At 65.6% G+C, this 26,673-nt stretch carries 23 protein-coding genes; 13 read left to right on the forward strand and 10 right to left on the reverse strand.

What is annotated here, in order from left to right; translation table 11 throughout:
* Window positions 1-363 precede the first annotated feature (363 nt).
* A complete protein-coding gene (locus AC1IN8_RS19075) occupies window positions 364-1,677 on the forward strand; it encodes a sodium-dependent transporter (protein WP_479760140.1) in 1,314 nt (437 codons plus the stop codon).
* A 37-nt stretch (window positions 1,678-1,714) separates the two neighbouring features.
* Here the strand turns inward: AC1IN8_RS19075 and AC1IN8_RS19080 are convergent, their stop codons facing one another.
* The 3 genes from AC1IN8_RS19080 to AC1IN8_RS19090 all read right to left on the reverse strand — a co-directional run bounded on the left by AC1IN8_RS19080 (window position 1,715) and on the right by AC1IN8_RS19090 (window position 5,381).
* Window positions 1,715-3,343, reverse strand: a complete 1,629-nt coding sequence (locus AC1IN8_RS19080; RefSeq protein WP_479760142.1) for a response regulator — start codon at window positions 3,341-3,343, stop codon at window positions 1,715-1,717.
* Window positions 3,344-3,513: 170 nt separating this feature from the next.
* Window positions 3,514-3,978, reverse strand: coding sequence for a hypothetical protein (locus tag AC1IN8_RS19085; protein ID WP_479760144.1), 465 nt, complete (start codon window positions 3,976-3,978; stop codon window positions 3,514-3,516).
* 29 nt (window positions 3,979-4,007) lie between these two features.
* On the reverse strand, window positions 4,008-5,381 hold the full coding sequence (locus AC1IN8_RS19090; protein ID WP_202047861.1) for an aminotransferase-like domain-containing protein: 1,374 nt from the start codon (window positions 5,379-5,381) through the stop codon (window positions 4,008-4,010).
* 116 nt (window positions 5,382-5,497) lie between these two features.
* On the opposite strand from AC1IN8_RS19090, the gene AC1IN8_RS19095 reads away from it, so the two are divergent.
* The 4 genes from AC1IN8_RS19095 (at window position 5,498) to AC1IN8_RS19110 (ending at window position 9,076) form a co-directional block, all read left to right on the forward strand.
* The gene (locus AC1IN8_RS19095; protein ID WP_429110316.1) at window positions 5,498-6,094 is read left to right on the forward strand and encodes a LysE family translocator; all 597 of its coding nucleotides are present in this window, start codon (window positions 5,498-5,500) and stop codon (window positions 6,092-6,094) included.
* Between the two features lie 115 nt (window positions 6,095-6,209).
* Window positions 6,210-6,800, forward strand: coding sequence for a LysE family translocator (locus AC1IN8_RS19100; protein WP_139439688.1), 591 nt, complete (start codon window positions 6,210-6,212; stop codon window positions 6,798-6,800).
* Window positions 6,801-6,918: 118 nt separating this feature from the next.
* Window positions 6,919-7,611, forward strand: coding sequence for an aspartate/glutamate racemase family protein (locus AC1IN8_RS19105; protein ID WP_247627835.1), 693 nt, complete (start codon window positions 6,919-6,921; stop codon window positions 7,609-7,611).
* A 250-nt stretch (window positions 7,612-7,861) separates the two neighbouring features.
* Window positions 7,862-9,076 carry an aldose 1-epimerase family protein gene (locus tag AC1IN8_RS19110; RefSeq protein ID WP_479760147.1) on the forward strand — a complete coding sequence of 405 codons (1,215 nt, stop codon included), beginning with the start codon at window positions 7,862-7,864 and terminating at the stop codon, window positions 9,074-9,076.
* Window positions 9,077-9,151: 75 nt separating this feature from the next.
* Here the strand turns inward: AC1IN8_RS19110 and AC1IN8_RS19115 are convergent, their stop codons facing one another.
* Window positions 9,152-10,942, reverse strand: a complete 1,791-nt coding sequence (locus AC1IN8_RS19115) for an AMP-dependent synthetase/ligase (RefSeq protein WP_427231401.1) — start codon at window positions 10,940-10,942, stop codon at window positions 9,152-9,154.
* A 180-nt stretch (window positions 10,943-11,122) separates the two neighbouring features.
* Here AC1IN8_RS19115 and AC1IN8_RS19120 point away from each other — a divergent pair, with 180 nt between their 5' ends.
* A complete protein-coding gene (locus AC1IN8_RS19120; RefSeq protein ID WP_247627832.1) occupies window positions 11,123-11,665 on the forward strand; it encodes a thioredoxin family protein in 543 nt (180 codons plus the stop codon).
* 77 nt (window positions 11,666-11,742) lie between these two features.
* Here the strand turns inward: AC1IN8_RS19120 and rimI are convergent, their stop codons facing one another.
* Together rimI and AC1IN8_RS19130 are read right to left on the reverse strand one after the other, a co-directional pair.
* Window positions 11,743-12,192: a ribosomal protein S18-alanine N-acetyltransferase gene (gene rimI, locus AC1IN8_RS19125; RefSeq protein ID WP_139439695.1), complete on the reverse strand. Its 450-nt coding sequence runs from the start codon at window positions 12,190-12,192 to the stop codon at window positions 11,743-11,745.
* Window positions 12,193-12,290: 98 nt separating this feature from the next.
* The gene (locus AC1IN8_RS19130) at window positions 12,291-12,725 is read right to left on the reverse strand and encodes a hypothetical protein (protein ID WP_479760149.1); all 435 of its coding nucleotides are present in this window, start codon (window positions 12,723-12,725) and stop codon (window positions 12,291-12,293) included.
* 223 nt (window positions 12,726-12,948) lie between these two features.
* Between AC1IN8_RS19130 and AC1IN8_RS19135 the strand changes: the two genes are divergently transcribed.
* Together AC1IN8_RS19135 and viaA are read left to right on the forward strand one after the other, a co-directional pair.
* Window positions 12,949-14,556 carry an ATPase RavA domain-containing protein gene (locus tag AC1IN8_RS19135; protein ID WP_479760151.1) on the forward strand — a complete coding sequence of 536 codons (1,608 nt, stop codon included), beginning with the start codon at window positions 12,949-12,951 and terminating at the stop codon, window positions 14,554-14,556.
* Between the two features lie 88 nt (window positions 14,557-14,644).
* The gene (gene viaA, locus AC1IN8_RS19140; RefSeq protein ID WP_479760153.1) at window positions 14,645-16,099 is read left to right on the forward strand and encodes an ATPase RavA stimulator ViaA; all 1,455 of its coding nucleotides are present in this window, start codon (window positions 14,645-14,647) and stop codon (window positions 16,097-16,099) included.
* Window positions 16,100-16,123: 24 nt separating this feature from the next.
* Here the strand turns inward: viaA and AC1IN8_RS19145 are convergent, their stop codons facing one another.
* Window positions 16,124-17,128: a sensor domain-containing diguanylate cyclase gene (locus AC1IN8_RS19145; RefSeq protein WP_139439681.1), complete on the reverse strand. Its 1,005-nt coding sequence runs from the start codon at window positions 17,126-17,128 to the stop codon at window positions 16,124-16,126.
* A gap of 188 nt (window positions 17,129-17,316) precedes the next feature.
* On the opposite strand from AC1IN8_RS19145, the gene AC1IN8_RS19150 reads away from it, so the two are divergent.
* The 3 genes from AC1IN8_RS19150 to AC1IN8_RS19160 all read left to right on the forward strand — a co-directional run bounded on the left by AC1IN8_RS19150 (window position 17,317) and on the right by AC1IN8_RS19160 (window position 21,529).
* A complete protein-coding gene (locus AC1IN8_RS19150; protein ID WP_479760155.1) occupies window positions 17,317-19,191 on the forward strand; it encodes a diguanylate cyclase in 1,875 nt (624 codons plus the stop codon).
* Between the two features lie 250 nt (window positions 19,192-19,441).
* Complete coding sequence (gene prfC, locus AC1IN8_RS19155) at window positions 19,442-21,031, forward strand: peptide chain release factor 3 (protein ID WP_139439693.1); 1,590 nt, start codon at window positions 19,442-19,444, stop codon at window positions 21,029-21,031.
* A 159-nt stretch (window positions 21,032-21,190) separates the two neighbouring features.
* On the forward strand, window positions 21,191-21,529 hold the full coding sequence (locus tag AC1IN8_RS19160) for a nuclear transport factor 2 family protein (protein ID WP_247627827.1): 339 nt from the start codon (window positions 21,191-21,193) through the stop codon (window positions 21,527-21,529).
* 74 nt (window positions 21,530-21,603) lie between these two features.
* Here AC1IN8_RS19160 and AC1IN8_RS19165 read toward each other — a convergent pair whose 3' ends face one another.
* The 3 genes from AC1IN8_RS19165 to AC1IN8_RS19175 form a co-directional block, all read right to left on the reverse strand.
* Window positions 21,604-22,065: an acyltransferase gene (locus tag AC1IN8_RS19165; RefSeq protein WP_479760157.1), complete on the reverse strand. Its 462-nt coding sequence runs from the start codon at window positions 22,063-22,065 to the stop codon at window positions 21,604-21,606.
* Entirely contained in the window at window positions 22,062-22,988 is a 927-nt protein-coding gene (locus tag AC1IN8_RS19170) for a GNAT family N-acetyltransferase (protein WP_479760159.1), read from the reverse strand. Before AC1IN8_RS19170 ends, AC1IN8_RS19165 begins: the two co-directional genes overlap by 4 nt.
* Before the next feature lie 276 nt (window positions 22,989-23,264).
* Complete coding sequence (locus tag AC1IN8_RS19175) at window positions 23,265-24,302, reverse strand: alkene reductase (RefSeq protein WP_479760161.1); 1,038 nt, start codon at window positions 24,300-24,302, stop codon at window positions 23,265-23,267.
* 168 nt (window positions 24,303-24,470) lie between these two features.
* Between AC1IN8_RS19175 and AC1IN8_RS19180 the strand changes: the two genes are divergently transcribed.
* Both AC1IN8_RS19180 and AC1IN8_RS19185 read left to right on the forward strand, forming a co-directional pair.
* Window positions 24,471-25,043: a TetR/AcrR family transcriptional regulator gene (locus AC1IN8_RS19180; RefSeq protein ID WP_479760163.1), complete on the forward strand. Its 573-nt coding sequence runs from the start codon at window positions 24,471-24,473 to the stop codon at window positions 25,041-25,043.
* A 96-nt stretch (window positions 25,044-25,139) separates the two neighbouring features.
* On the forward strand, window positions 25,140-26,552 hold the full coding sequence (locus tag AC1IN8_RS19185; protein WP_479760164.1) for a DUF2252 domain-containing protein: 1,413 nt from the start codon (window positions 25,140-25,142) through the stop codon (window positions 26,550-26,552).
* The last annotated feature ends 121 nt before the right edge of the window (window positions 26,553-26,673 follow it).

Genomic DNA, 26,673 nt, shown 5'->3' on the forward strand with positions numbered 1-26,673 from the left:
GACTGCCTCGAAAAATCCACGAAATAGCGGTTTATCAAAACTTTGATTTATCGCTTGGCGATTTAATTGATAAATATTCTGTTTTGCGGGCAAAAATGGACTATTGGCTGTCAACTTCTCTTGCCGTGGTTTAGGCTGTGGCTCCTTTTTCGCGTCCAGGTTACCCACTGCATGTCACCCCTCATCGCCCTCACTGGTCGATTTTTCCGCTCGCAAGAGAGGTGACCCTGCACGCGCACTCAGTCTGAATGTTCATTGCAAAGGTCGCCCCCGGGCGGCCTTTTTGTTGCAACCCGGTCGTTGCGACCCAGGTTGCACTTACCCATGGAGTATCGATTCGATGTTGTCTTCCCCGGAGGTTGTATGAGCCAGGTTCAGTGGTCTTCCCGTCTCGGTCATGTGCTGGCGGCGGCCGGCACGGCCATCGGCCTCGGCGCCATCTGGAAGTTTCCCTATGTGACCGCCACCAATGGCGGCGGCGCCTTCCTGCTGGTGTTTCTGTTGTTCAGCTTCACCCTGGGGGTGGCGGTGCTGGTGGGTGAGACCCTGCTCGGCAGCCGCAGCCAGCGCGGGGTGCTCGGCGCCTTCCACAAGCTGGTGGGGCCGAACTGGCGCTGGATGGGCTACATGGGGATCCTCTGCGGCTTCTTCATCTACAGCTTCTACAGCGTGGTGGGGGGCTGGACCGTGGGCTATGCGGCGCTGGCTGTGGCGGGCAAGCTCAACCTCGGCGAGGGCTCGGCGCTGACCGCCCTGTTCAACGGTTATGTCAGCCATCCCTGGTGGCCTGTGCTGACCCATCTGGTCTTCGCCGGGCTCACCTGGTGGTTCGTGCAGGGGGGCATCCAGAAGGGAGTGGAGCGGGCGCTGCGCTGGATGATGCCGGCGCTCTTCATCATGATGCTGCTGCTGGTGGGAGTGGGTCTCTCCATGCCGGGGGCCATGGCGGGCGTGCGCCAGCTGCTGCTGCCGGACTTCTCCATGCTGACCGGCCAGAGCGTGCTGGATGCCCTGGGGCTGGCCTTCTTCTCCCTCTCCATCGGGCTTGGGGTACACACCACCTATGGCGCCTACCTGCCGAGCAGCGAAGGGGTGCTGCGCTCCGGGGTCTGGGTTGTGACCCTGGCGAGCCTTATCTCTGTGCTGGCGGGGCTGATGATCTTCCCGGCGCTGGCCTCCACCGGCATAGACCCCACCGCCGGCCCGGGTCTCACCTTCATGACCATGCCCGCGGTGTTCAGCCACCTGCCGTTCGGCCAGGGGCTGGGGGTGGTCTTCTTCCTGCTGCTGCTGGTGGCGGCGCTCTCCTCCTCCATCTCCATGCTGGAGCACCTGGTGCGCTTCACCTGCGAGGAGTGGGGCTGGTCGCGCCGTGGCGCCTGCCGGGTGCTGACCCTGCTGATCATGGCCTCCGGCATTCCGGTCAGCCTGTCGTTCGGCCCCTGGGCCAACTACACCCTGTTTGGCAAGACCATCTTCGACCTGCTGGACTACCTCACCTCCAACCTGATGATGCCCCTGTTCGGTCTGGTGCTGACCCTGCTGCTGGGCTGGCGGCTGGGGGAGACCATATTGCCCGGGGGGCTCTCCCCGACCCTGCGTCTGTGCCTGCTCTGGTGCTGGCGACTGGTGGCGCCGCTCTTGATCGGCGGGATCCTGGTGCGGGGTCTGCTCTAGCCGTCGCCCCGTGGCGGCCCTTGGGCTCTGGCCGCCTCTAGCGGGGTGGGAGGGAGGAAAGCCTGGGGGCCAGATGAGATCGGATCTGCCGCAGCGTCTCCTGACAGGCGTCGGCATGCTGCCCCATGAAGGCGGCGCTGTGGTTGAGGCGTAGCTCCAGCCTGTCCACCAGTTGCGCCACCGCCGGGGCGGCCATGCCGGCGGGCCAGCAGTGGGTGAGCAATGTCAGCAGTTGCCAGGCATCCCCCGCCTGGGCGGGGAACGCCTCCTGCAGGGTCAGGGCACACTGCACGGCGAGCTGGTGCTGGCCCGCCGTCATGGCCTGTTGCCGCTGCTGGCGCAACTGGACCAGGTGCTGTTCGCGCTGCTCCAGCTGCCGCTGGAGATCCTCGACCACCTGGCGGATCAGCCGCTGCAACTGCGGGCTCTGCGCCACCGGCCCCCGGTACTGGCCAAGCTGGGCCAGATAGCGCCGGGCGTGGTGGGGCAGGCCGCAGAACTGGCTGACGGCCACGCCGAGCAACTGGTTGAGGTGATGGTCCCGCGCCGCCTCGGGCGGGTGCTTGGCCAGCAGCAGCAGGGCGTCGTCGAAGCGGTAATCCAGCCCCAGCATCAGGGCGCGTAGCAGGGCCTCCTCGTGGGCCCGCAGGGTGCCCGCCTGCTGGCCGAGATCCGCGAGACCCTGTTGCAGTCCATTCACCCTGGCCGCGACCGGGGGATGCCAGAGCACCGCCAGGGTGGCATCCAGCATGCAGCGCTCGACGGACTGGCGAAACTTCTGCTTGGGGAAGAAGCGCAGGGTGAAGTCGTCGGCCTGGGCCAGCACCTTCCCCTCCTCTTTGAGCAACAGGGCCAGCAAGATGGCGGTCTGGCGCCATTGTGGCTGCCAGGGACAGCGTTGCAGCAATCCCGACAAGGTGTCCCAGGCGCTCTCCCACTGCGCCTCGTGCAGCAGGCAGGCGAGGGAGAGCTCCTGATGAATGGCGAGGGGCAACTTCTGCTGATTGCGGGCCAGATCCTTGCGGGCACTCTCCAGCCGGTTCAATCCGAGCAGGGCGAGGATCAACCCCTTGCGCGGCCACCAGGCGTCGTGCTCAGTGGTGCAGATGGCGTAGTGCTGGGTGGCCTGGAAGTGATCCTGCTCCTGCAGCAGCATGTAACCCTTGAGCCTGTCCATCTGCGGCCCCAGTGCCTTGTTGCTGGCATGCCGGTAGAGCAGATCCTCGCACTGGGCGCAGGCGCTGCGCCACTCCCTGAGGGCCATGGGCGTCGCCAGGGGGCGGCTCAGGGTCGTCAGCGCCAGCAGTTCGTGCAGGCTGCGGCTCAACTGCTCGGTGGTGAAGGGGACGGCCAGGCGCAGGGCGAAATAGAGGTCGGCGGGGGGATAATGGCCGGCATCATCGTCATGGTCCAGCAGCAGCAGCACGCAACCCGGCGTGAGCAGCCCCAGGTGGTGGGCCTCCTGCAGCAGGCGGACCCCCTCGCGGGCCTGGTGGTGATACTGGCGGCAGAGGATGGCATCGAACGACTGCTGGCGCAGCAGGGCCGGCAGGGTGGCGAGCTCTTTGCAATGGTGCAGCTGGGAGGGGGCCATCCCCTGGTCACTCAACCCCTGGGTGAGGGCCGAGCCCAGCATGGCATCGTCTTCGATCAGGAGGATCTGCATCTTCGACGCTCCTTCGCCGGTCGGGGTGGCGAGGTTGGATTCAAAAGTAGCCTCCACTGTCGTCCGGGAGCCGTAACGGGGTCAATACCTCACTTGGGTCAGTGGTGAGCTGGCGGGGCCGCAAGGCTCACGCACACTTAGCCCGGACAGGGTCCCGGCGTCGGCAGGCCTCATTGCAACCCCGGCCCCCTGGCGGAGAAGGGACAGTCGCGCTGGTGGATGCGCTGGCTGCCCTGCTGCCCATTCCCCTGCCAGGCGAGCTCGAGCTGGCCGAGGCGACCGAGGTGGCGCAGCTCGAACTCGTAGCGCAGGCAGGGATTGTCCGTGGGCAGCCGGGTCATGGACGCCGGCAGGCGGTAGTCGTAGCGCAGCAGGGGGCCGTCCTGCAGCCGGCTCTGGGCGGGCACCAGGCCCTCCGCCGTGGGGGAGGGGGCGCTCAGGTAGCGGCGCAGGGCCAGGGGCGCGTCTATGGCCTTCTGGTAGTGGAGCCCGTTCATGGCGGCCAGCTCCTCCTCCAGCCTTGTCAGCTCCCCTTCCAGGCCACTCAGGGCCTGGCCCAGCTGCTGATGGCTGGGGGAGGCGCAGCCTCCCAGCAGCAGGGTGACGAGCAGCAGGGCGGGGCGGACGGGCAGCATGGTCACTCCTTCGGGATCAGGGCCACAGACTATAGCAGGGGATTGGTGGGTGGCGCCGCGCGCAGCAGCCCGGCGAGGCGCTCCAGCCCCTCGGCGACTCGGGCGTCGGTGGCGGGCTGGCTCAGGCTCAGGCGCACCCCTTGCGGGGCGGCAAACTGGCCGGCGGCAAAGTGTTCTCCGCTCGCGACCCCGACGTCAAGGGCGTTGGCCGCCTCGGCGAACTCCTGACTGCGCCAGGGCTCGGGCAGCGGCAGCCAGGCGTGCATGGAACCCGGCTGCCAGCGGGCCCCCGGCAGCAGGTGGCGCAGCAGCTCCCCCCGACGCGCCAGGATTTTTCGCTGTTGTTCGATGAGCGGCATGATCTGGCGCTGGCTCACCAGCTTGCAGGCCAGCTCGATGAGCAGGGGGCTCACCATCCAGCTCGACAGCCGCATGGCCTGGGCGAAGCCGTTGCGAAGGGCGGGGGGAGTCAGCACGAAGCCGACCCTCAGGCCGCCACAGGCGATCTTGGCCAGGCTGCCGAGGTAGATGACCCGCTCCGGCGCCAGGTTGACCAGGGGCGGCAGCATCTCCTCGGGCAGCAGGCCGTTGACGTCGTCCTCGACGATCAGCAGATCGTGGCGGCGGGCGATGGCGACGATTTCCTCCCGCCGCGCCAGGCTCATGGTGGCCGTGGTGGGATTCTGCAGTGTGGGGGTCAGGTAGAGCAGCTTGGCCCGCCGCTGGCGGCAGGCGGCCTCCAGGGCGGCGGGGATCAGCCCCTCCTCGTCCATCGCCAGCCCCATCACCTGATTCTTCAGCTGGCGCGCATTGCCCAGCATACCGGGGTAGCTGAGTCCCTCGCAGAAGAGGGTCTCCCCCACGCAGCCGGTGGCCAGCAGGGCCAGCATGATGCCGTGCTGGGCCCCATGGCTGAATAGCAGCCTCTCCTCGCTTCCCCGGATGCCCTGCTCGGCGAGCCAGTCGATGAACAGCTGGCGCTGGGGGGCACGCCCCGCCTCCTTGTCATAGCCGAGCAGGCCGTTGAGATCCCCGTCCGCCAGTTCGGTTAGCATGGGCTTGATGATGGCGGCCCTGTCCAGCTGCACCGGCAGGTTCTGCCACAGCTCGATGCGGTGATTGTCCTCGTTGCGGATCACCCATTCGTTGGCCGGGTCCGCCGCGGCCCGGACCCAGGTGCCATGTCCCACCCTGGCCGCCAGCAGACCCCGCCGCTCGGCTTCGGTGTAGGCGCGGGTGATGGTGCCCACCGTCACCCCCAGCCTGTCCGCCAGCGCCCTGTGGGTGGGCAGCCGGGTCTGGGGAGGCAGGGCGCCATCGGCAATGGCCTGCTCGATGGCCTTGACCAGTTTCAGGTAGAGGGGCCCCTCGAAGGGGGTGAGGTCTGGCGTCCAGATTGTCATGGTGACAATAAATCCATTGATCCAATATTGTCCCCAATATAGCGTGATATTCAGCCTGTTAACAACCCGACAGCTCACATTGTACCGATACAATGTGGCGAGAAAGGAGTCACCCCATGACCATCGAATGGTACGCCACCCTGTTTGGCTTTGCCCTGCTCACCTGCGGCACCCCGGGGCCCAACAACCTGATGCTGACGGCATCCGGCGCCAACTTCGGGGTGCGTCGCACCCTGCCACACCTCATCGGGGTCGCGGTCGGCCAACCCGTGCTGCAACTGGTGCTGGCGCTCGGTTTCTATCCGCTGTTCGAGCGCTGGCCCCTGCTCAAGCTGAGCCTGCAGGTGCTCGGCAGCCTCTATCTGCTGTGGCTGGCCTGGCGCATCGCGGTGGCCGGTGCCCCAGGGGATCCGGCGAGACGCGCCCGCCCGCTGACCCTGCTGGAAGGGCTGGGCTTCCAGTTCCTCAATCCCAAGGCCTGGATGATGGGGATCTCCGCCATCAGCCTGTTCAGCCTGCCGGGGAGCGACTACTGGGCGAGCATGTGGGGCATCATGTCGGTCTTCCCCATGGCGGGGCTGCCAGTCTGCTTTGCCTGGGTGCTGTTCGGCCATCAGCTCAGTCGCTGGATCAACTCGGACAAGGGGTGGCGCCGCCTCAATGGCAGCCTGGGGGCCCTCACCGCCCTGTGCGTGGTGATGCTCTGGTATTAATGAGCGCCTGATTATTCATGCAAAGAAAATGCATTGCTGACCTTGTCGTCAGGGCAGAGGCTCTGCATATTAGGAGGCTTGCCGCGCTCTTGCCGCACTAAAGGATGAGATTGAGATGGATCTGAACTGGTTGTTCCCCCTGGCGGGCTTTGCCCTGATCACCTGTGGCACCCCGGGCCCCAACAACATGCTGCTCACCAGCGCCGGGGCCGCCCAGGGATTTCGCCGCTCCATTCCCCTGCTGGTGGGGGTGGTGGGGGGCATCAACCTGATGATCCTGGCCACGGCCCTGGGGCTGGGGGTGATGTTCGAGAAGGTGCCGCTGCTGCACGACGGCCTCAAGCTGGTGGGCTCGGCCTACCTGCTCTGGCTGGCCTGGAAGGTGGCCAATGCCAGCGGCCCGGCGGATGGCAGCCGGCCGCTGATCCCGGCTCATCAGGGGGCCATGTTGCAGTTGCTCAACCCCAAGGCCTGGATGATGGCGCTCTCCGCCATCAGCGGCTTCACCCTGGCGGGGGAGGCTTACTGGCCGTCCGCCGGCTGGGTGCTCGGCATCTTCTTCGTGACCGGCCTCTACACGGGGGCCTTCTGGGTGCTGTTCGGTGCCCAGGTGCGCCGCCTCATCCGTACCGCCAGAGGCTGGCGTCGTTTTAACCTCGGCATGGGGATCGCCACGGCGGCCTGCGTGCTGATGATCTGGGTTTAGGCCCTGGCCTGAGCCTTTACCGGCTGTCTTGTTGGCCCTTCGGGGCCTTTTTTGTTTCCCCGGCGGCGCGGCATGGCGCTCGCGTCGCCCAGTGCCAGCATGGTGGCAAGGAGGTCTAATGAAATGTATCGGTCTGCTGGGTGGCATGAGCTGGGAGTCCACCGTCAGCTACTACCAGGCGCTCAACCGGGGCGTGCGGGGGCGGCTCGGCGGCCTGCACTCGGCGCGGGTGTTGCTCAATAGCGTCGATTTTGCCGAGATAGAGCGGCTGCAACATGCCGGTGACTGGCCCGCCACCGCCCGTCTGCTGGCGGCCGAGGCCCGGGCACTCCAGGCCGGTGGCGCCGATTTCCTGATGATAGGGACCAACACCATGCACAAGGTGGCGCCCGAGATCGCCGCCGCCATCGAGATCCCGCTGCTGCACATCGCCGACGCCACCGCCCGCCGCCTGCTGGCCGACGGGGTGACCCGGGTCGGATTGCTCGGTACCCGCTTCACCATGGAGCAGGATTTCTACAAGGGGCGGCTGGAGGCGCAGTTCGGGCTGGAGGTGCTGGTGCCCGGTGACGCCGCGCGGGAGCGGGTGCACCGCATCATCTATGACGAGCTCTGCCTTGGGCAGATCCGCGAGTCGTCGCAGGCCGAATACCTGGCCATCATCGCCGATCTGGCCCGGGCCGGGGCCCAGGCCGTGATCCTGGGCTGCACCGAAATCGCCCTGCTGGTGGGGGAGTGCCAGGCCGCCGTGCCGCTCTACGACACCACCGCCATTCATGCCGACGCCGCCGTGGCGTGGGCGCTGGAGTAGGGCAGGGAGAGACAGGATCCCGTGGGGGCGCTGCGGCGCCTCCCCTCTTTCTTTCCCCTCATCCCCCCGATCCTGACTGTGAGTCAGCCTTCACTTCAGCAAGCGGATCGACGCTTTTATTGTCAAACGGCTCACATTTCCCCCTTTTGACCCTTGAGTCTGGTGCGTCAGGCGCCTAGTTTTCGATCACTGAAACGATTCAGCTTTCACGAAAACCACTCACAAGAACAAGAGACACGAGGATAAAGCCATGTTGAAGAGACTCTCCGTTGCCGTGCTGCTCGCCCTGGGCGCGAGTGCTGGCCAGGCCGCCGAATTCCTGCTGACCGACGCCCAGCAGGGGCTGGATGTGGGGGACTGGAAGATCACCAGCGACAAGCTGGGGATCAAGAGCCCGGTCCCCTTCTCCATCGAAAAGAGGCGCCTGCACGGCGGGCGCCAGGAGGGGGTGGATCTGCTCATCGTCGACAACGGGGTGATGAAGATCACCCTGGTGCCGACCCGCGGCATGGGGATCAAGGAGGTCAAGGGAGCCGATCTGCGCCTGGGCTGGGATTCGCCGGTCAAGGAGGTGGTCAACCCGGCCTTCATCGATCTGGAGAGCCGCGCCGGTCTCGGCTGGCTCGATGGCTTCAACGAGATGCTGGTGCGCTGCGGCTACGAGTGGACCGGCCACCCCGGGGTGGATGACGACGGCCGCCTCAAGAGCCTGCACGGCCGGGTGCAGAACATACCGGCGTCAGTGGTCAGCGTGACGGTGGACGAGGAGCCGCCCTACGCCATCCACGTGCGGGGCCGGGTGGACGAGCGCACCTTCAAGATGAGCGAGCTGGTCACCTGGACCCAGCTGAGCGTAGTGCCAGGTCAGGCGGAATTTGCCCTGCAGGACAAGCTGACCAACCACGCCGACTACGAGAACGAGTACCAGATCATCTATCACGGCAACTTCGGGGCCCCCATCCTGGAGGAGGGGGCGCGCGTCAGCACCCCGGTGAAGCAGATCTCCCCGTTCAACGACTACGCCAAGGGGGGGCTCAAGGGCTGGCAAACCTATCTGGGGCCCACCAAGGGCTTCGACGAGATGGTGTTCAACCTGGTGCCCTACAGCGATGCCGAGGGCAATACCCTGGCGGTGCTGAACAACAAGGCGGGCAGCGTTGGGGTGGCGGTGGGTTACAACACGCACCAGTTGCCTGTGCTGACCCTGTGGAAGAACACAGACACCCGGGCCCAGGGCTATGTGACCGGTATCGAGCCCGGCACCAGCTATGCCTACAGCACCAAGTACCAGCGTCCGCTGGGGCTGGTGCCCAAGATCCAGCCTGGGGAGACCAAGACCTTCGACCTGACCTATCGCCTGCTGCGCAATGGGGAGGAGGTGAAGCAGGCCCTGGCCCAGGTGGAGAAGATCCAGGATGGCCGCCCCACCGAGCTGCGGGAGCAGCCCCTGGTGAAGCTGCCCTGAGGCACAGGCAGACAGCAAAAAGCCGCTCCATGAGCGGCTTTTTCATGCCAGATGAGGGATCAGCAGTAGCTGGACTCAGACATGGCTATACATGGCCTCGATCTCGCTCTGGTACTTGGATTCGATGATCTTGCGGCGCAGCTTCATGGTGGGGGTGATCTCCCCGAGCTCCATGGAGAAGGCGCTCGGCAGCAGGGTGAACTTCTTCACCTGCTCGAACTTGGCCAGCTCCTGTTGCAGATCCGCGATCCGTGCCTCGAAGAACTCCACCACCTTGGAGTGGCGCAGCAGCTCGGTCTTGCACTGGTACTGCAGGTTGATGGAGCGGGCGTACTCTTCCAGGGACTCGAAGCAGGGGACGATCAACGCCGACACGAAGTGGCGGGCGTCGGCGACGATGGCGATCTGCTCGATGAAGCGATCCTTGCCCAGGGTCCCTTCCACCAGCTGCGGTGCCACGTACTTGCCGTTGGAGGTCTTCATCAGCTCCTTGAGGCGCTCGGTGAAGTAGATGTTGCCCTCGTCGTCCAGCTCGCCGGCATCGCCGGTACGCAGGAAGCCATCCGCCGTCATCACCTCGGCCGTGGCCTCTGGCTTGTTGTAGTAGCCGCGCATCACCGTGGGCGAGCGCACCAGCAGCTCGTTGTTCTCCCCGAGTTTGACCTCTATGCCCTCCATGACGGTGCCGATGGAGCCCAGCTTGAACTGGCTCTCCTCGTAGCAGCAGACGGTGGCCGTGGTCTCTGTCATGCCGTAGCCGTACTTGAGGTTGAGCCCCATGGCCTGGAAGAAGAGATTGACGTCGTCCGCGAGGCGGGCGCCCGCCACCGGCAGGAAGCGGGTGCGGCCGCCGAAGCGGGCACGCAGTTTGCGAAACACCAGCCGCTCGGCCAGGGCCAGCTGCAGGTAGAGCAGGGGGGAGGCGGACTTGCCCGCCTGGCGGGTGGCGACCATCCGCTTGCCGACCCCGGTGGCCCAGCCGAACAGGGCACGGCGCAGGCGCGGCGCCTGGGCAACTTTGGCCTGGATCATGGCGTAGGCCTTCTCGTAGAGGCGCGGCACGGCGCACATCACGGTGGGCTTCACCTCGCCAATCACCTCCATCACCTTCTGCGGATCGCGGATATAGACGTTCTCGGCGCCGCAATAGAGCACGTAGTAGCTCCAGGCGCGCTCGAACACGTGGCTCAGCGGCAGCATGCAGAGGGACACGTCCTGCTCGCCAAGATCCAGGCGGCGATCGTGCATCTCGAAGCAGGCGGCGATGTTGTTGAAGTCGAGCATGACCCCCTTGGGTTCACCCGTGGTGCCCGAGGTGTAGATCAGGGTCAGCAGATCGTCCATGCGATAGTGCTGCTCGCGCTCCCTCAGCGCCTGCTCGCTGGGCTGATGGTTGCCGGAGACCAGGAAGCTCTGGAAGTGGCTCGCCTGCTCGCAGCCACGCAGATCGACGGTGCCGTCCAGGGTGACTATCTGGTTGATCTCGCCGCTCTCGAGCAGCAGGAGCGCCTGATCGAACTGGGGCTGTTCCCCCACGAACAGCAGCTTGATGCCGGCGTCCTTCACGATGTAGCGCAGCTGTTCGAGGGTGCTGGTGGGGTAGATGGGCACGCTGACGCCACGGGCGGCCAGGATGCCGAGATCGGCCTGGGTCCACTCCGGCATGTTGCGGGCATAGATGCCGACCATCTCGGTGGGCTGGTGGCCGGCGCGGATCAGCGCCTGGGCACAGTAGTCCATGGCCTGGCCCAGGGTGCGCCAGCCGATGGCGCGCCACTGGCCATCCTGCTGTACGCGCAGGGCGGCCTTGTTGCCAAGGCGGGCAATACGCTCACGCATCACTCTAACCAGATGAAGCTGCGACATCTAAATCATCCTCAAGTAACAGTTGTGCGCCCGCAGGGGCACTAAAATCGGGGCTGGAGTTTAAACTCTAACATTACAGCTTACAAGTGTGCGCCATTTGTCCTGGATCACAAAGTCGTCAACTCGGGGAGAGTCAGGCATGATAAGGGCAAGGGTCGGATTCATTCAGGGAGTAGCGCCATGGGGATCGGGGTCAAGAGTCTGTTGACGGGCATGTTGTTGCTGCTGGCGGGAGCCGGCGCACTCTGGTTTCTCCTTGGCGGATCCGAGGGGCAGGACAACCCCTGGCTGAGGGGGGCCGAGGGTTATGAGCAGGCACAGCGGCTGGCGCTGAGGGAAGGATACCCCCTGCTCTACGTGATAGAGCGCGCCAAATGCCGACGCTGCAAGGCGCTCGATAGCGAGCTGTGGCGTGCCCCCGAGATGCAGTCTGCCCTGGCGGGGCTGGCCAAGGTGCGGCTCAACCCGGATGCGGGGGATGGCAGCGAGCACATATTGCGGCGCTTCCCCCAGGTGGCGACCGCCCCCGGCATCTATGTGCAGCGACCGGGGGAGCCGCTTCGGCCCATCAAGGTGGCGGTGGATATCCAGCAGATCTGGATGCCAGGGGTCACCTACGGGCGCGGCTTCTTCATGCCGCTCTCGGGGGCCGCCTTCGAGGCGGTGCTGAGGGTCACCCTCAGCCTGGAGGATCCCGCCATCGACAATGCCCCCCTGCCCTGAGGGGCGGCTGGGGAGCGGGATGAGGGTAGACACGACAAGGGGGCTGCACGGCCCCCTTGTCTGTTGCGGGCGGTCTCTTAGCCGAAGTCGAACAGGCGGGACATCAGCACGGCGTCCTCCCGATCCTGGCCGGTGCCGTAGTAGTCGGCGCGGCGGCAATACTCGGCAAACCCCTCGCTCTCGTAGAGGCCGATGGCGGTGCGGTTGCCCGCCCGCACCTCCAGGAACCAGGCCTCGGCCCCCTTCGCCTTGCTGCGGGCCAGATACTCCTTGAGCAGCGCCCGACCCAGCCCCTTGCCCTGAAACTCGGGGTGCACGCAGATGTTCATCAGCGAGCTGTCTCCCGCCACCAGATCCGAGATATAGAAACCGGCGGGACGCCCCTCCACCAGCATCAGGCCGTTGAGATAGCGCGGCCCGAAGCAGGAGAGCAGGTTGGCCTGGCTCCAGGGCTCCTGGTGGGCGGCCCGCTCTATGGGATAGATGGCATCGAAATCGGATTCGAGCAGGGGACGAAAGCTGGGCAAGAGGTCAGACATGGTTACTCCGGACGGGATTCGGACTTGCGACGGACGGCATGGTCATGCCATGGTCGTGGCTTCAAGGATCTTGGGGGCTGGCCGGTTCAACCGGGCTGGCGCTGCCGGCACTGCTGCCAGAGGGCGCGCTTGTGCGCCGGGCCTGGCTTGAGCGGGCAGACGAGGGCATGGGGCCAGCGCGGATCCGGGGCCGTCAGCCAGAGCAGGGGGGGCGTCACCCCCTCGGGCAGCTCGCCGAGCAAGGAGACCTCGTCCGTGCCTATGCCGAGCCACTGGCAGATGTCCCCGAGCAAAGAGGGCGCGGGCAGCGCCTCGGCCTGCAGCCACAGCTTGCCGGTCGGCACCGCCACCGGCTGGCGTGGGGTCGCCGCATCCTCTGCCGCCGGGGTCACCTGCGGCTGCCGGGCTGCCGCAGCGTCTGCCGGTTGGTCTGGCAGGCCCCGGGCTCTCAGTTGCCAGAGGGGGATGCCCATCCGGGCTAGGATGCGCTGACGCAGTGGGTCCAGCAGGGGATCTTGCATGCGAAGGCTCACTCTTGATCTGCGTTGGGGTAAATTCTGATGCGCAGAGTACACTCTCGCAGGTTTTGCTGCACCCCCTTGCGTGCCGGGATTGTCCCGCCGGGGCCGTGCTGTCCCGACCCCGACCGCGGGATGACCAGATTCAACAGACCATGACAGTGAGGCGGGGCCTGAGGCCGGACCCCGTGGACACCATGACAATACCAGCTTCGGAACTGTGCCTATGCCGCCTTTAGCCCAGAATACTGTTCGTGCCACCCCCATCCATGAGCGCCTGCCACGGCTGCTGGCTGCCCTCGGGGAGGGGCTCTATGAGCGCCAGGACGCCCTGCGGCTCGGCCTGCTGGCGGCCTTGAGTGGCGAGAGCGTCTTCCTGCTTGGCCCCCCCGGCATCGCCAAGAGCCTGATCGCGCGGCGCCTCAAGCTCGCCTTTCACGATGCCCGCCACTTCGAATACCTGATGACCCGCTTCAGCACGCCGGAGGAGGTGTTCGGCCCCCTCTCCATCCAGGCGCTCAAGGAGGATGGCAAGTACCTGAGGCTGACTCACGGCTACCTGCCGGAGGCCGAGGTGGTCTTCCTCGACGAGATCTGGAAGGCGGGCCCGGCCATCCTCAACACCCTGCTCACCGCCATCAACGAGCGGCAGTTCCGCAACGGCGACAGCCAGCACCCCATTCCCATGCGGCTGCTGGTGACCGCCTCGAACGAGCTGCCCGCCCCGGACAGCGGGCTGGAGGCGCTCTACGATCGCATGCTGGTGCGGATCTGGATGGACAGGGTGCAGGAGAAATCCAACTTCCAGGCCATGCTGGCGAGCGATGGCCAATCCCACCAGAACCTGACTCCCTCGGTGCAGATCCGGGGGGAGGAGTACGAGGCCTGGCAGGCGGAGATCGAGCAGGTGCGCCTGCCCGACGCCTGTTTTGAGCTCATCTACCAGCTGCGCCAGCAGCTCGATAGCCAGCTCGGCCACGGCTGCTATGTGTCGGATCGGCGCTGGAAGAAGGCGGTCAGGCTCATCAAGGCGAGCGCCTTCTTCAACGGCCGCGACGAGGTGGCCCCGCTGGATCTGCTGCTGTTCAAGGATTGCCTCTGGCACGACGAGGCCTCCCGCACCGCCTTGCTGGAGATGATCGGCGAGTTCTCCCGCCTCTACGGCTACCAGCAACTGGTGCTGACCCGTGAGCTGCTGGCCCTGCGCGAGCGGTTCAAGCAACTCAAGGGGGCGGTTGCCCAGCGACTCGCCTGCAAGGCGGTCAAGCGCAAGCAGTGGTTCGGCCGCCGCGCCCGCGGCACCGAATTGCCGCTGGCCAACGCCAAGCCCTTCGGCAAGCAGGTGCACTTCCACCTGCTCACCCCGGCGCCCCTGGATGGGGGGGATCCCGATCGCCTGACCGAGACCCTCACCTTCGATCGCACCCTGCTCTCCCACTGGCACCCCACCGGGGAGGCGCTGGTGGGCTGGCCCCTCGGCAACCCCAAGGAGGGGCATTACGAGCTGGTGCTCGACGAGCAGTTGCGGCTGCAGGTGCTGGATGTCCAGCGCCAGCCCGTGCCCCTGGTGCTGGTGGAGCGAACCCCCATCCCCGAGGTGGTGACGGCCCCCTGGCAGGCGGAGCTCGGTGAGCTGGCGAGCCAGGTTGTCCGGGTGCAGCAGAGCCTCAAGGGGCAGCGCAGCCTGTTCGATCGTCACCAGCCCCACCTGTTTGTCGGGGAGCACTGGCTGCGCCAGGTGGAGGACAGCTTCTTCGTGCTGAACCGGGACCTGGAGCGGCTGGGCGAGGAGCTGCAGCAGTGGCGGGATCGCCTGCCCGGGCTGGATGCCTGATGCGCTCCGGACTGACGCCGCCACCAGCCCTTGGCCGCCTGCCGCACCGGCAGCATGGCGCCGCGCGTCCCTTGCCTAGGGAGTGCCCATGCTAGAGATCGGCATGATGGATCTGGGGCTCCTCATCGGGGAGGGGGAGCTGGCGGGGGAGATGGCGCTGCTGCTGGCCTCCACCCCCAAGATCTCCGAGTTTCTCAAACGCTCCCCGCTGCAGGGCAAGCTGCTGAAAAAACGCATCCAGAGCTGGAGCGAACAGCTCGGCGAGGAGATGCGCCACAAGCCGGTGCCGGTGGCGCTGGAGCAGGAGTACCTGCTCTATCAGGCCCACAGATTGCTGTCCCTGCCCGAGCTGGTGGGGCGGCTGCCGGCCCTGCTTGAGGCGCTGGAGCAGCACAGTCCCTTCGCCGGGGATGCCCGCAGCCTGGTGCGCCAGATAGTGGCCCAGCCGACCGAGGGGCTGCGTCAGCTGTTCGTGGAGAAGTGGCGGGCCAGCCTGGTGGGCAGCCTGCTGCAGTTGCAGCAGCAGATCGCCGAGGCGGAGCGGGAGAAGCAGCGCCAGGAGATAGAGGATCAGCTGCTGGCGAACCGGACCCTGGCCGATGCCCTGGATCCGCACCAGATCTCCGCAGGGGGGCTCTGGGATCTGGCCCAGGGCAGCTGGCACAAGCGCAGCCTGGTGCTGGTGCAGCAATATGCCCGCATGTTGCAGCGCGAACCCCTGCTGGGGGAGATAGCGGCCCTGCTGGGGCGCAGCGAGCGGGATCGGCGGACCGACGCCCGGACGCAGCCCCCCGTGCCCATGCACGAGCTGGAAGAGGTGCAGACCGACGACGTGCCTGACGATCTGGTGGGGGTGCACCCGGCCAGCGATCTGATGCGCCTCTTGCCGAGCGAGGCGGTGATGCTGGCCCTGCCGGAGCTGGAGCTGGAGTTCTATCGCCGCTATCTGGAGCGGCGCCTGCTGAGCTATCAGTCGCGGGGCACCTTGCCGCGCCAGCGCCTGATGCAGCGCTCCCCGGAGCAGGGCGGGCAGGAGGTGCAGCCGCGGGGGCCCTTCATCGTCTGCGTCGATACCTCGGGCTCCATGGGAGGCTATCCGGAAGAGTGCGCCAAGGCGCTCTTCCTGGCCCTGCTCAAGCTGGCGATGGACGAGAAGCGGGGCTGCTATCTGATGCTGTTTTCTACCGAGGTGGCGACCCTGGAGATCACCGCCGACACCGGGCTGGACAAGGCGGAGCGCTTCCTCTCCATGAGTTTCCACGGCGGCACCGATCTGGTGCCTTGCCTCGAGCAGGCGCTGGTGCAGCTGGATCAACCGGATTTTGCCAGGGCGGACGTGCTGGTGATCTCCGACTTCATCGCCCAGAGCCTGCCCCATGCCCTGCTCGATCGGATGAACCGGCGGCGAACACAGCAGACCCGCTTCCACGCCGTCGCCATGTCCAGGCATGCCAAGTCGGCCATCTTGCGGGTGTTCGACAACAGCTGGCTGCTGGACTGCGGTCTGCGGGGCCGCCTGCTCAGGCGCTGGCAACGCAGCTAGGGGCGGGCTGGCGCCGCTCCGGTGTCAGGTGTCGGCCCTGTGGTAGAGGCCCCGTTCGCTGATCTGATCCTGATCCAGCAGCGGCTGGCCGCTCGGCCTGGCGATATAGAATCCCCGTTTGCCGCTGCGCTTGACCCTGTACATGGCCTGATCGGCCCGGGCCAGCGCCGTGCTGAAGTCATCCTGTGGCCGAATGGCCGCTATCCCCATGCTCATGCCCACGGCCGCCTCTCCATTGGGCAGCTCGAACGGGGTGGTAATGGTGTCGACACATTGACGGGCCAGGTGGCTGGTGCGGGGATCCTCGCTCGGCCAGGGCAGCAGCAGCACGAACTCATCCCCCCCGAGCCGACCCAGCCTGACCTCCTCGCCGCAGCAGTGACGCAGCCGCTGGCTGAGGGCCACCAGCAGCTCGTCCCCGGCGCGGTGGCCCAGGTTGTCGTTCACCTGCTTGAAGTCATCGAGATCGATAAAGCAGATCGCCTGGTATTCCTGCGGGAACTGGCGGTGCAGGGCGGTGCGATTGAGCAGGCCGGTGAGGGGATCCCGGTGGGCGAGCTGGGCCAGCTGCTGCTCGTACTCCTTCTCGTGGGTGATGTCGATGTGGGTGCCCATCACCCGGATGGGGTTGCCCTGGGCATCCCGCTCCACCACCCGGCCGCGATCCAGCACCCAGGTGGTCTTGCCGTCCTTGGCGATCATCCGGTGCATCACCTGATAGAAGGGGCTCTTGCCCTCCAGGTGGTCGAAGAAGGCCTGCAGCACCCGCTCCCTGTCTTCCGGGTGCAGGTGCTCGCGCCAGATGTCGAAGTGGGCAGACAGCTCCTTGGGCTGATAGCCAAGCATGGATCCCCAGCGCCGGTTGAAGATGATGAGCTTGCCGGTGGGCACATGGTTCTGCCAGATGCACAGGCCGGTGCCGTCCATGGCGGCATCCAGCTTCTCCCGTGCGTCGTCCGCGATGCGTTTGAGGCGCTCGTTCTCCAGCAACAACCTGTCGTAAGCCTCCCGCAGCTCCTCGTAGGTCATTCTTCATCCCTTCCCTTGTGTCAGTTCGCTTATAGTCGATGCAGACTTTCCTTCTGTAAAGAATGAGATAGCAGGATTGAGCGCTGACAGGGCAATGCATGCCGTGGCTGTGCGCCCATGACAAGGAGGGATATGATTGAGGCGGCGGGCACGGCGTCCGGGCCATCGAACGGGGAGACTGAATCAGCATGAAGATCCTGATGGGCGTTAGCCTGCTGTTATGGCTGGGAGTGACACCCGCCTTCGCGGTGTCCCCCCGGCTGACCGAGCCCGCGCTGTCCCGGGAGTTGCAGCAGCTGGAGGATGATGCCCCGCCCCTGCAGGTGTTTCGCGATCGTGTCGCCGCCCTGGTTGCCCATGTCGATGCCTATCCGCCGGAGGTGCAGGGTCGCATCGCCCGGTTGCAGTGCTGGGCCCAGCCGAGCGAGCGGGACGAGGAGTTCCTGCGTGCCGTGCGGTTTGCCGATCGGGCGCTGGCAGAGGTGAAGAGCCGCAAGGACAGGGTCGCCGAGAGCGGTCTGCTCGCCTGTCGCGGTTATCATCAGCAACTGCTCGGCAACATGGACGAGGCGCGGCAGGACTACGACGCCGCCCTGACCCTGGCGCGCAGGCTGGGGGATGAGCGGCAACGGGCCGACATCCTCAACCTGCGGGGGGAGATGTACTCCTACCAGGGGGAGCTGGCCGAAGGGCTGATGGAGCTTATCGATGCCCATCGCCGCTACGAGGCCCTGGGGTTGGAGAACAAGGGGCGGGAGGTGCTGGCCAGGATCGCCAATGCCTATCGCCGGATGGGGCTCTTCGAGCGGGCCGAGGGCTACTTCCAGGAGCTGGAGCACGACTACCGGACGCTGGGGGATCAGGAGCGGCTGGTGGATATCCACACCCAGCAGGGGCTGCTCTATGTGGACACGGGCGAGTACGACAAGGCGCTGCCCCTGATGGTGGAGGCCGAGCGCTACTATGAGGCGCAGCGGCAGGACGGGGTGCTGGCCTGGAGCAGGATAGAGCTGGCCACCATCCTGCTCAGGCAGGGCAAGACGGCGCAGGCCATGGCCAAGCTGGAGCAGGCCGCCACCTTGCTGCAGCAGGGGGAGGGGGCGGACAGTGTGACTCTGGGCCACTGGCACATCGTCATGGCCACCGCGCTGGATGCCATGGGCAAGCCGGCCGAGGCGCTGCGGCACCTGGACGAGGCCGAGCCGATTTTTGCCCGGGAGCAGAACCTGCGCTTCCTCGCCTGGGTGCACGAGGTGCGCGCCCGGGTGCTGGAACATCAGGGGCGGATCGGGGAGGCCCTGGCCAGCCTCAAGGCCTTCGTGCAGACCCGTCATGCACTGGATCAGCGGCTGCGGGAGCAGCGGGCCCTGCAGATGCGCTTCGAGTTCGATCTGGCGCGCAAGGAGCTGGAGAACCAGACCCTCAGATCCCAGCAGCAGTTGCAGGCGGAGAAGCTCAAGCAGCTGCAGGAGCGGCGCTACTGGCAATATCTGGTGGTGGCCCTGTCGCTGCTGGTCATGGGGGTACTGGTGCTCCATCAGCGCAGCCGCACCCGCAAGATGCAGCACCTCGCCATGACAGACGAGCTGACCGGTATTCACAACCGGCGCCAGATCCAGGCCAAGGGGCGCAAATGGTTCGCCCAGGCGCGTGCGAGCGGCAAGCCCCTGTGCGTGCTGCTGCTGGACATAGATCACTTCAAGAAGGTCAACGACCAGCTCGGCCACCAGGTGGGGGATCAGGTGCTGACCGCGGTGGCCCAGTGCATCGAGGAGCAGGTGCGCAGCCTGGACAGGGTGGGGCGCAACGGCGGCGAGGAGTTTCTGGTGCTGCTGCCGGACACCGGTCTGGAGGAGGCGGCCGAGGTGGCCGAGCGGGTCAGGATTGCCGTCTCCCGCCTCGTCATCGAGGGGGTGCCTGAGGATCACCCCATCCACGTCAGCATAGGCTGTGCCGAGTACAAGGCAGAGGATGACAATCTCGGGGAGCTGATCCGCCGGGCCGACGAGGCCATGTACGGCGCCAAGCTGGCGGGGCGCAACCGGGTGGTGAAGGCGGCCTGATCCCGAACCGCCCTCCAGCCCCTCATGCCGGGCTGGGTATTTTTCACTCGCGCGGGTATAATGTCGCGCAATTTTGCTTTGACTCAGGCGAGAAGGCCCATGTAACGCAGCGCTCCTCCTTTTTCCACCTGCGGGTTCCATGACCCGGCTGCGTGGCGTCGTTGTCTGCATGGGAGCCCTGATCTCAAGGTGCTGTCCCGCATTTATTCCCACGGTGGCTCCAGGCCGCCGCTCAATAGAAGAACGTCGAATTATGTCAGCTGAATTTCTGAGTGAAGTCTCCAAGAGACGCACTTTTGCGATCATCTCGCACCCGGATGCGGGTAAAACCACCATCACCGAAAAAGTCCTGCTGTTCGGACAGGCCATCCAGCGCGCCGGTACCGTCAAGGGCCGTGGCTCGGGTCAGCACGCCAAATCCGACTGGATGGAGATGGAGAAGCAGCGCGGTATCTCCATCACTACGTCCGTGATGCAGTTCCCCTACGCCGACTGTCTGGTCAACCTGCTCGACACCCCGGGTCACGAGGACTTCTCCGAAGATACCTACCGTACCCTCACCGCGGTCGACTGCTGCCTGATGGTCATCGACGCCGCCAAGGGCGTCGAAGATCGGACCCGCAAGCTGATGGAAGTGACCCGGCTGCGGGATACCCCCATCCTCACCTTCATGAACAAGCTGGACCGCGAAGTGCGCGATCCCATGGAAGTGATGGACGAGGTGGAGCGCGAGCTGAAGATCATGTGCGCTCCCATCACCTGGCCCATCGGCTGCGGCAAGTCCTTCAAGGGGGTCTACCACCTCTACAAGGACGAGACCTATCTGTACCAGACCGGTCAGGGCCACACCATCCAGGAGAAGCGGGTGGTCAAGGGGCTGAACAATCCGGAGCTGGACGCCGCCATAGGTGAAGATCTGGCCGCCCAGCTGCGCGGCGAACTGGAGCTGGTGCAGGGCGCCTCTCCCGAGTTCGATCACGAGGCCTTCATCGCCGGCGAGATGACCCCTGTCTTCTTCGGGACTGCGCTGGGCAACTTCGGTGTCGACCACATGCTGGACGGCCTGACCGACTGGGCGCCGTCTCCGATGCCGCGCAAGGCGGAGAGCCGCGAAGTGGTGGCCACCGAGGAGAAGTTCTCCGGCTTCGTGTTCAAGATCCAGGCGAACATGGACCCGAAGCACCGGGACCGTATCGCCTTTATGCGCATCGTCTCCGGCACCTACTCCAAGGGCATGAAGATGCGCCACGTGCGCATCGGCAAGGACGTGAACATCTCCGACGCCGTCACCTTCATGGCCGGTGACCGGGAGCAGGCGGTCGAAGCCTGCGCCGGTGACATCATAGGCCTGCACAACCACGGCACCATCCAGATCGGCGACACCTTCACCCAGGGTGAGGATCTGAAATTCACCGGCATCCCGAACTTCGCCCCCGAACTGTTCCGCCGCATCCGCCTGCGCGACCCCCTCAAGCAGAAGCAGCTGCTCAAGGGGCTGGTGCAGCTCTCCGAAGAGGGCGCGGTGCAGGTGTTCCGTCCGCTCATCAGCAACGATCTCATCGTCGGCGCGGTCGGTGTGCTGCAGTTCGATGTGGTGGTCTCGCGCCTGAAGAGCGAGTACAACGTCGAGGCCATCTACGAGGCGGTCAACGTCTCCACCGCCCGCTGGGTGGAAGGGACCGACGTCAAGAAGTTCGAGGAGTTCAAGCGCAAGAACGAGGTCAACCTGGCCCTGGATGGCGGTGACAACCTCACCTACATAGCCCCGACCATGGTCAACCTGCGCCTGGCCCAGGAGCGTCACCCGGACGTGGCGTTCCGCCAGACCCGCGAGCACTGATCACCCCGCCCGCGCCCTGCGGGTGGCTGTGACAAGAGAGACCCCGCTTCGGCGGGGTCTTTTGTTATGTGCGCTTTCGGGAGGCTATCCCCATCCGGGGCTTGATGTGTGAATAAAAAACACGGATAAGTGATTTAAATTTCATTTGTGGAGGTAAATATGTCCGTCACCCAACCCGTAGAGGCGCAGTTTGCCGCCTACAATGCCCACGACATCGACGCCTTCCTGGCCTGCTTCGCCGAGGATTTCAAAGGCTATCGCATGCCGACCGAGACCCCGAGCACAGTCGGCAAGGGGGCGCTTCGGAGCTTCTATGCCGAGCACAGATTCAACAACCCGGCCTTGCGGGCCGAGCTGCTTTCCAGAACCCTGCTCGGCAACAAGGTGTTCGATCACGAGCTGATTTATGGCCTCTCCCCTGAGCCCATCGAGAGCGTGGCGGTGTTCGAGGTGAAGGACGGCCTTATCCAGACCGCCTGGTTCTATTTCCCCTCTTAAACCCGACACTGTATTTGCCATAGGGCCCCATCCGATTGCACGAGCTGAGATGATGGGGCGGGCGGCGCTGCTAGCTAGAAAGCGCGCAGCAATCGGGCGGGGTTGCCGGCATAGGTGCCAGGTACAGTGATGTCCCGGGTCACCACGGCGCCAGCACCGATGACGGCTCCCTGGCAGATCCGTACAGGTAAAATGGTGGCGTTTGAACCTATGGACACCCCGTCCCCGATGTGGGTGTGGCCCCAACTGGCGGGATCAGGGTCGGGGGTGCCGTTCTGAAAGAGGTCATTGGCAAACATGACGCCGTGGCCGATAAAACAGCGCTCACCTATGGTCACATGCTCACAGATAAAGCTGTGGGACTGGATGCGGGTTGCGCGCCCTATGGAGACGTTCGACTGTATCTCCACGAAGGGGCCGACAAAGACATCGTCAGCCAGGGTACAGCCGTAGAGATTGACAGGCTCAACCAGTTTCACCCCTTCACCGAAGCTGACATCTCGTATGCCGACAGCGAGTCGGGTTGGTTCACTCATATCCCCTCCTTCCCGTCGAGCGCCAGCACCATGCAGATCTCGCAGGCGTCGTGGCCGGTACAGCCGAGCGGGCCAGGCAGGTGCTCGAAGCCCAGCGACTCGTAGAGGCTGGTGGCCTCGCGCAGATCTGCCGTGGTCTCCAGATAGCAGCACAGGTATCCGAGGTTGCGTGCCTCGGCCAGGGCCTGCAGCACCAGCCGCCGCCCCAGCCCCAGGCCGCGCAGGGCGGGCAGGAAGTACATCTTCTGCAGCTCGCAGGTTCCGGCTTCCCCTGCCAGGGGGGCTATGCCGCCCCCGCCGAGAATGGCGCCGTCCGGCCCCTCAATCACCCAATATCGGCTCTGCTCCCCCTGATAGGTCTCATGGAGGAGGTCGAGATTGGGATCCGCCACTCCGTAGCCCTTGTCGGCGGTGAGGCCGTATTCGGCGGAGACGGCCCGGATCACGGCGGCGATGGCGGCATTGTCCTCGGGGGCTATGGGCCTGATGCGATAGCCCTGCTGGCGGCGGGCGCGGGAGAGGGCGCTGCGATAGAGGCGCATGCCGTCCCAGAGCCGCTCGCGTTCCTCGGGGGCGAGCTGGGCCAGGGTCTCGGCCATGGCCTCGTCCATCTGCCGGTGCAGCTCCTCAAGCTGCGCCTTGCCCTGTCCGGTGAGGCTAGCCTGCTTGCTGCGCCCGTCCGAGGGGTGCGGCTGCCAGGTGATCAGCTCCCGCTCGGCGAGGCGGGCCAGGGGACGGCTGGCATTGGACTTGTCGATGCGCAGCCGCTCGGCGAGCTGCTGGTTGGTGGCGGGGCCATTCTCCAGCTCGATGAGCAGGTGGGCCTCCAGGGGGCTCAGGGCCAGGGAGCCGCACTGCTGGGAGAGCATGCCGAGTTCGCGTACCAGTTCCCGTGACAGGGCGCGCAGGGGGCGGGGATCCATCTTGTGAGTGTCCTTCTGGTTGTTACCTGCAACCAATATAGCCAACTAGTTGTTGGTGGCAACCATTTTTCAGGGGCAGAAGGCGGGCACAAAAAAGGGCCCGGGAGAGGGGCCCAAACATTGGAAACCCGCGCCAGGGCGCGGATCCCATCCTTGGTCAGGAACAAGCTGGCCGGGCAAAGGCGGCCCGGCCTGTGTATGGCTCGGATCTGGCGGCTTGTACCAGCTCGGTCAGCATGGTGCCGGCCACAGCGCTGCCTCGGGGCGCGGCGCGGTTTATACCAATTCCGCCAGCATGGTGTCGGCATAGGGGACCAGGGCGTCGCCCTGTTTCACCTTGGCGAGGTAGTCCGGGTTGGCGATAAGGGGGCGGCCGATGGCGACGAGGTCGAAGCGGTCGGCACGGATCGCCTCGGCGGCCCTCTCTGCCGTGTAGTTGCCGACCCCCACCAGGTGGCCGTCGTAGTGGGCGCGCAGGTAGTCGGAGGCGCGGCCATCCAGGTAGTCGAAGGTGAGGCTGTCATCGAAGATGCCGAGGTGCACATAGGCCAGGGCGCGCTGGTTCAGCTCCGCCAGCAGGTGGTCGAACACGGCGCGATCCCGCGCATCCCCTTCCAGGTGCACATAGGCACCGGGGGAGAGGCGCAGGCCTACCCGCTCGCTGCCGATGCGGGCGTTGATGGCGTCCACCACCTCCAGGGCGAAGCGGCTCATGTTCTCCGGGGTCTGGCCGTACTGGTCGGTGCGCAGGTTGCTGGAGTGGTGCAGGAACTGATCGATGAGGTAGCCGTTGGCACCGTGGATCTCCACCCCGTCAAAGCCCGCCTCGATGGCGTTGGCGGCGGCCTGGGCGTAATCCTCGACCAGCTGGGCAATGTCGCTCTCGGTCAGGGCGCGGGGCACCTGATATACCAGTTCGCGCATGCGCGGCACAGTGCCATCATGGGCGACCGCGGACGGTGCCAGCACCTCGCCCTGATGGAAGAAGGGGTGGGAGAGACGGCCCACGTGCCACAGCTGGGCGAAGATCTTGCCCCCCTTGGCGTGCACGGCGGCGGTAACCTGTTTCCAGCCGGCGATCTGCTCAGGGCTGTAGATGCCGGGGGTGTTGGGATAGCCCTGGCCGTCCGGGCGAATGATGGTGGCTTCGGAGATGATGAGGCCGATGTCGGCGCGGCGGCCATAGTAGGCTGCCATCTGCGCGGTCGGCACCAGTCCCGGGCCCGCCATGCAACGGGTGAGGGGAGCCATCATGAAGCGATTCGCGAGGGTGAGGGTGCCGTTGAGGCGGTAAGGTTGAAACAGGGTATCCATGCAGAGCGTCCTCGGGGGTGATTCTTGAATGGGCATTCAAGACGTTTTTTGATTTGTACGCAAGTCTTTTTTGAGCAAGCATTCAACATGGATTGGTCTTGCCTGCCTGCTGGGGTAAACTTGCCGCCCTGTTCCCCGGTACGCCGGGCCCTTGCCAGCGGAGATCCCATGCGCAGTGCCGAATTTGATCGGGACCTTGTCCTGCGAAGCGCCATGGAGGCGTTTCGTGCCAGAGGCTATGCCAAGACCACCATGCAGGATCTGGTGGCGGCAACCGGGCTGCACCCGGGCAGTCTCTATGCCGCCTTTGGCAACAAGCGTGGGCTGCTGCTGGAGGCGGTCGATCACTATGTGCAGGAGAAGGGCGCCCTGCGCCGTCGCTGCTTCGATCAGCCGAGCCCGCTGGCCGGGCTGAAGGCCTACTTCACCCAGCTGGTGGACGATGCCCTGCAGGGCTCCTGCCTGCTGACCCGCACCCTGATGGAGCTGGCGGAGCAGGACGAAGAGCTGCACCTGCGCTTCAAGGTCATCTATGGCGAGCTGGAAAGCGACCTGGCGCAGCTGCTGCGTCAGGCCAGCGAACGGGGGGAGCTGGCCCCCGGGGGGGACATTCCCACCCTGACCGCCTTCTTGCAGGTCAACATCCAGGGGCTGGTGACCTTCGCCCAGTGCCACCCAGACCGCGCCCTGCTGGGGGACGTCGTCGACCAGCTGATGGCGGCCCTGACCCCTCGCCGCTGAATCCCGGCCCTCTGGGCCTATATTTGTCCCCGGTGCTTGCCCCTGCCTGCCCCCTCTTCCATCTTGATGGTGAGGATATCGGCAGGAGGAAAGAGAATGACCAGGAAGGCAACGTCTCGGACGATACTGGCGCACTTCACCACGCCACAGCTCTCCATCGCGCAGCGGTTCGCCGCCGGCAAGGCCCTGCGGGAACAGTTTCCTCGCGAAGCTCACTCCTGGCTGCCGCCCGCGCCCTATGACAGGGATCCCATCGCCGTGCTCAAGGCCCAGGCCACCACTCGCTTGAAGCAGCTGGTGCCGGTGCGCCATGCCAGGATGCAGGAGTCCCCCTTCGCCTTCCTGCGCGGGGCGGCCGCCATCATGGCGGGGGATCTCGTCGCCACCCCTCACTCCGGCCTCATGGTCCAGGCCTGTGGTGACATGCATGTCGCCAATATCGGCCTCTACGCGAGCGCCGAGCGCAACCTGGTGCTGGCCATCAACGACTTCGATGAGACCCACCTCGGCCCCTGGGAGTGGGACCTCAAGCGCCTGGCCGCCAGCGCCCTGGTGGCGGCCGAATACCTGGGGGCCGACGCCGCCCGCCAGCGGGAGGCGGCCAGGATGATAGCGACCGGTTACCGCACCAAGCTGCGGGAATACGGCAAGATGGGCTTTATGAGGGTCTGGTACGATCACATCGAACAGGCCTCGGTGCTCGACGCCTTCTCCGTCGATGCCCACAGACGGGTCAAGGCCACCTTCGCCAAGGCCCGGGGTCGCAACCACCTGCAGGTGCTCGGCAAGATGACGGATCTGGTGGACGATCAGCACAGGATCCGCGAACTTCACCCCTTCGTCATCCGCGAGACCCACACCGAGGACGGGGAGCCCGTCTATGAGGTGCTCGGCGAGTTGCTGGAGGCCTATCTTGCCTCCCTGCCGGAGGACAGGCGTATCCTGCTGCGCCGCTACCGGGTCGTGGACGTGGCCCGCAAGGTGGTGGGGGTGGGCAGCGTGGGCACCCGTTGCTGGGTGATCCTGCTCACCGGCGCCGACGATGAGGATCCCCTCTTCCTGCAGGTCAAAGAGGCGCAACCCTCGGTGCTGGCCCCCTATTTCACCTCGGAAGACGACAGCGGCAACCAGGGGCGGCGGGTGGTGCGGGGGCAGCGGATGATCCAGGGATCGCCGGACATCTTCCTCGGCTGGTGCGAGCTCAGGGGTCGCCACTTCTACGTGCGTCAGCTGCGGGACATGAAGGGGGGCATCGACATCACCCCCGGCATGGTCAAGCCCCGCCACTTCGTGGAGTATTGCCAGCTGTGCGGCTGGGCCCTGGCGCTGGCCCATGCCAAGTCCGGGGATGCGGCCCAGATCGCCGGCTACCTTGGCAAGTCGGAGGTGATGGATGAGGCCATCGCTGACTTCGCCGTGGCCTATGGCCAGCGCACCCGGGAAGATCACGCCCTGCTGCTGGCCGCCATCGCCCGCGGGGAGCTGCCGGTCGCCTCAGAGGCGAGGTGAGCGCTTCCCCTCACCCTGACCCTCTCCCGGAGGGAGAGGGAACCGATCGAGGAGCTGGTGGAGGCGAGGCTCGAAATAGGCTGTAGTGCCAAAGTGCTGGAATCTTGGAATCTTGGAATCT

It is taken from the genome of Aeromonas sp. 130281, from assembly GCF_056642115.1.

Coding starts and splice junctions, on each gene's coding strand:
- AC1IN8_RS19115 (WP_427231401.1), bottom strand. CDS start 10,942: ATGTCGCAGCTTCATCTGGTTAGAGTGATGCGTGAGCGTATTGCCCGC.
- AC1IN8_RS19075 (WP_479760140.1), top strand. CDS start 364: ATGAGCCAGGTTCAGTGGTCTTCCCGTCTCGGTCATGTGCTGGCGGCG.
- AC1IN8_RS19090 (WP_202047861.1), bottom strand. CDS start 5,381: ATGACAATCTGGACGCCAGACCTCACCCCCTTCGAGGGGCCCCTCTAC.
- AC1IN8_RS19110 (WP_479760147.1), top strand. CDS start 7,862: ATGTTGAAGAGACTCTCCGTTGCCGTGCTGCTCGCCCTGGGCGCGAGT.
- AC1IN8_RS19085 (WP_479760144.1), bottom strand. CDS start 3,978: ATGCTGCCCGTCCGCCCCGCCCTGCTGCTCGTCACCCTGCTGCTGGGA.
- AC1IN8_RS19100 (WP_139439688.1), top strand. CDS start 6,210: ATGGATCTGAACTGGTTGTTCCCCCTGGCGGGCTTTGCCCTGATCACC.
- AC1IN8_RS19175 (WP_479760161.1), bottom strand. CDS start 24,302: ATGGATACCCTGTTTCAACCTTACCGCCTCAACGGCACCCTCACCCTC.
- AC1IN8_RS19135 (WP_479760151.1), top strand. CDS start 12,949: ATGCCGCCTTTAGCCCAGAATACTGTTCGTGCCACCCCCATCCATGAG.
- AC1IN8_RS19170 (WP_479760159.1), bottom strand. CDS start 22,988: ATGGATCCCCGCCCCCTGCGCGCCCTGTCACGGGAACTGGTACGCGAA.
- AC1IN8_RS19130 (WP_479760149.1), bottom strand. CDS start 12,725: ATGCAAGATCCCCTGCTGGACCCACTGCGTCAGCGCATCCTAGCCCGG.
- AC1IN8_RS19105 (WP_247627835.1), top strand. CDS start 6,919: ATGAAATGTATCGGTCTGCTGGGTGGCATGAGCTGGGAGTCCACCGTC.
- AC1IN8_RS19145 (WP_139439681.1), bottom strand. CDS start 17,128: ATGACCTACGAGGAGCTGCGGGAGGCTTACGACAGGTTGTTGCTGGAG.
- AC1IN8_RS19150 (WP_479760155.1), top strand. CDS start 17,317: ATGAAGATCCTGATGGGCGTTAGCCTGCTGTTATGGCTGGGAGTGACA.
- AC1IN8_RS19095 (WP_429110316.1), top strand. CDS start 5,498: ATGACCATCGAATGGTACGCCACCCTGTTTGGCTTTGCCCTGCTCACC.
- AC1IN8_RS19180 (WP_479760163.1), top strand. CDS start 24,471: ATGCGCAGTGCCGAATTTGATCGGGACCTTGTCCTGCGAAGCGCCATG.
- AC1IN8_RS19185 (WP_479760164.1), top strand. CDS start 25,140: ATGACCAGGAAGGCAACGTCTCGGACGATACTGGCGCACTTCACCACG.
- AC1IN8_RS19165 (WP_479760157.1), bottom strand. CDS start 22,065: ATGAGTGAACCAACCCGACTCGCTGTCGGCATACGAGATGTCAGCTTC.
- viaA (WP_479760153.1), top strand. CDS start 14,645: ATGCTAGAGATCGGCATGATGGATCTGGGGCTCCTCATCGGGGAGGGG.
- AC1IN8_RS19080 (WP_479760142.1), bottom strand. CDS start 3,343: ATGCAGATCCTCCTGATCGAAGACGATGCCATGCTGGGCTCGGCCCTC.
- AC1IN8_RS19120 (WP_247627832.1), top strand. CDS start 11,123: ATGGGGATCGGGGTCAAGAGTCTGTTGACGGGCATGTTGTTGCTGCTG.
- AC1IN8_RS19160 (WP_247627827.1), top strand. CDS start 21,191: ATGTCCGTCACCCAACCCGTAGAGGCGCAGTTTGCCGCCTACAATGCC.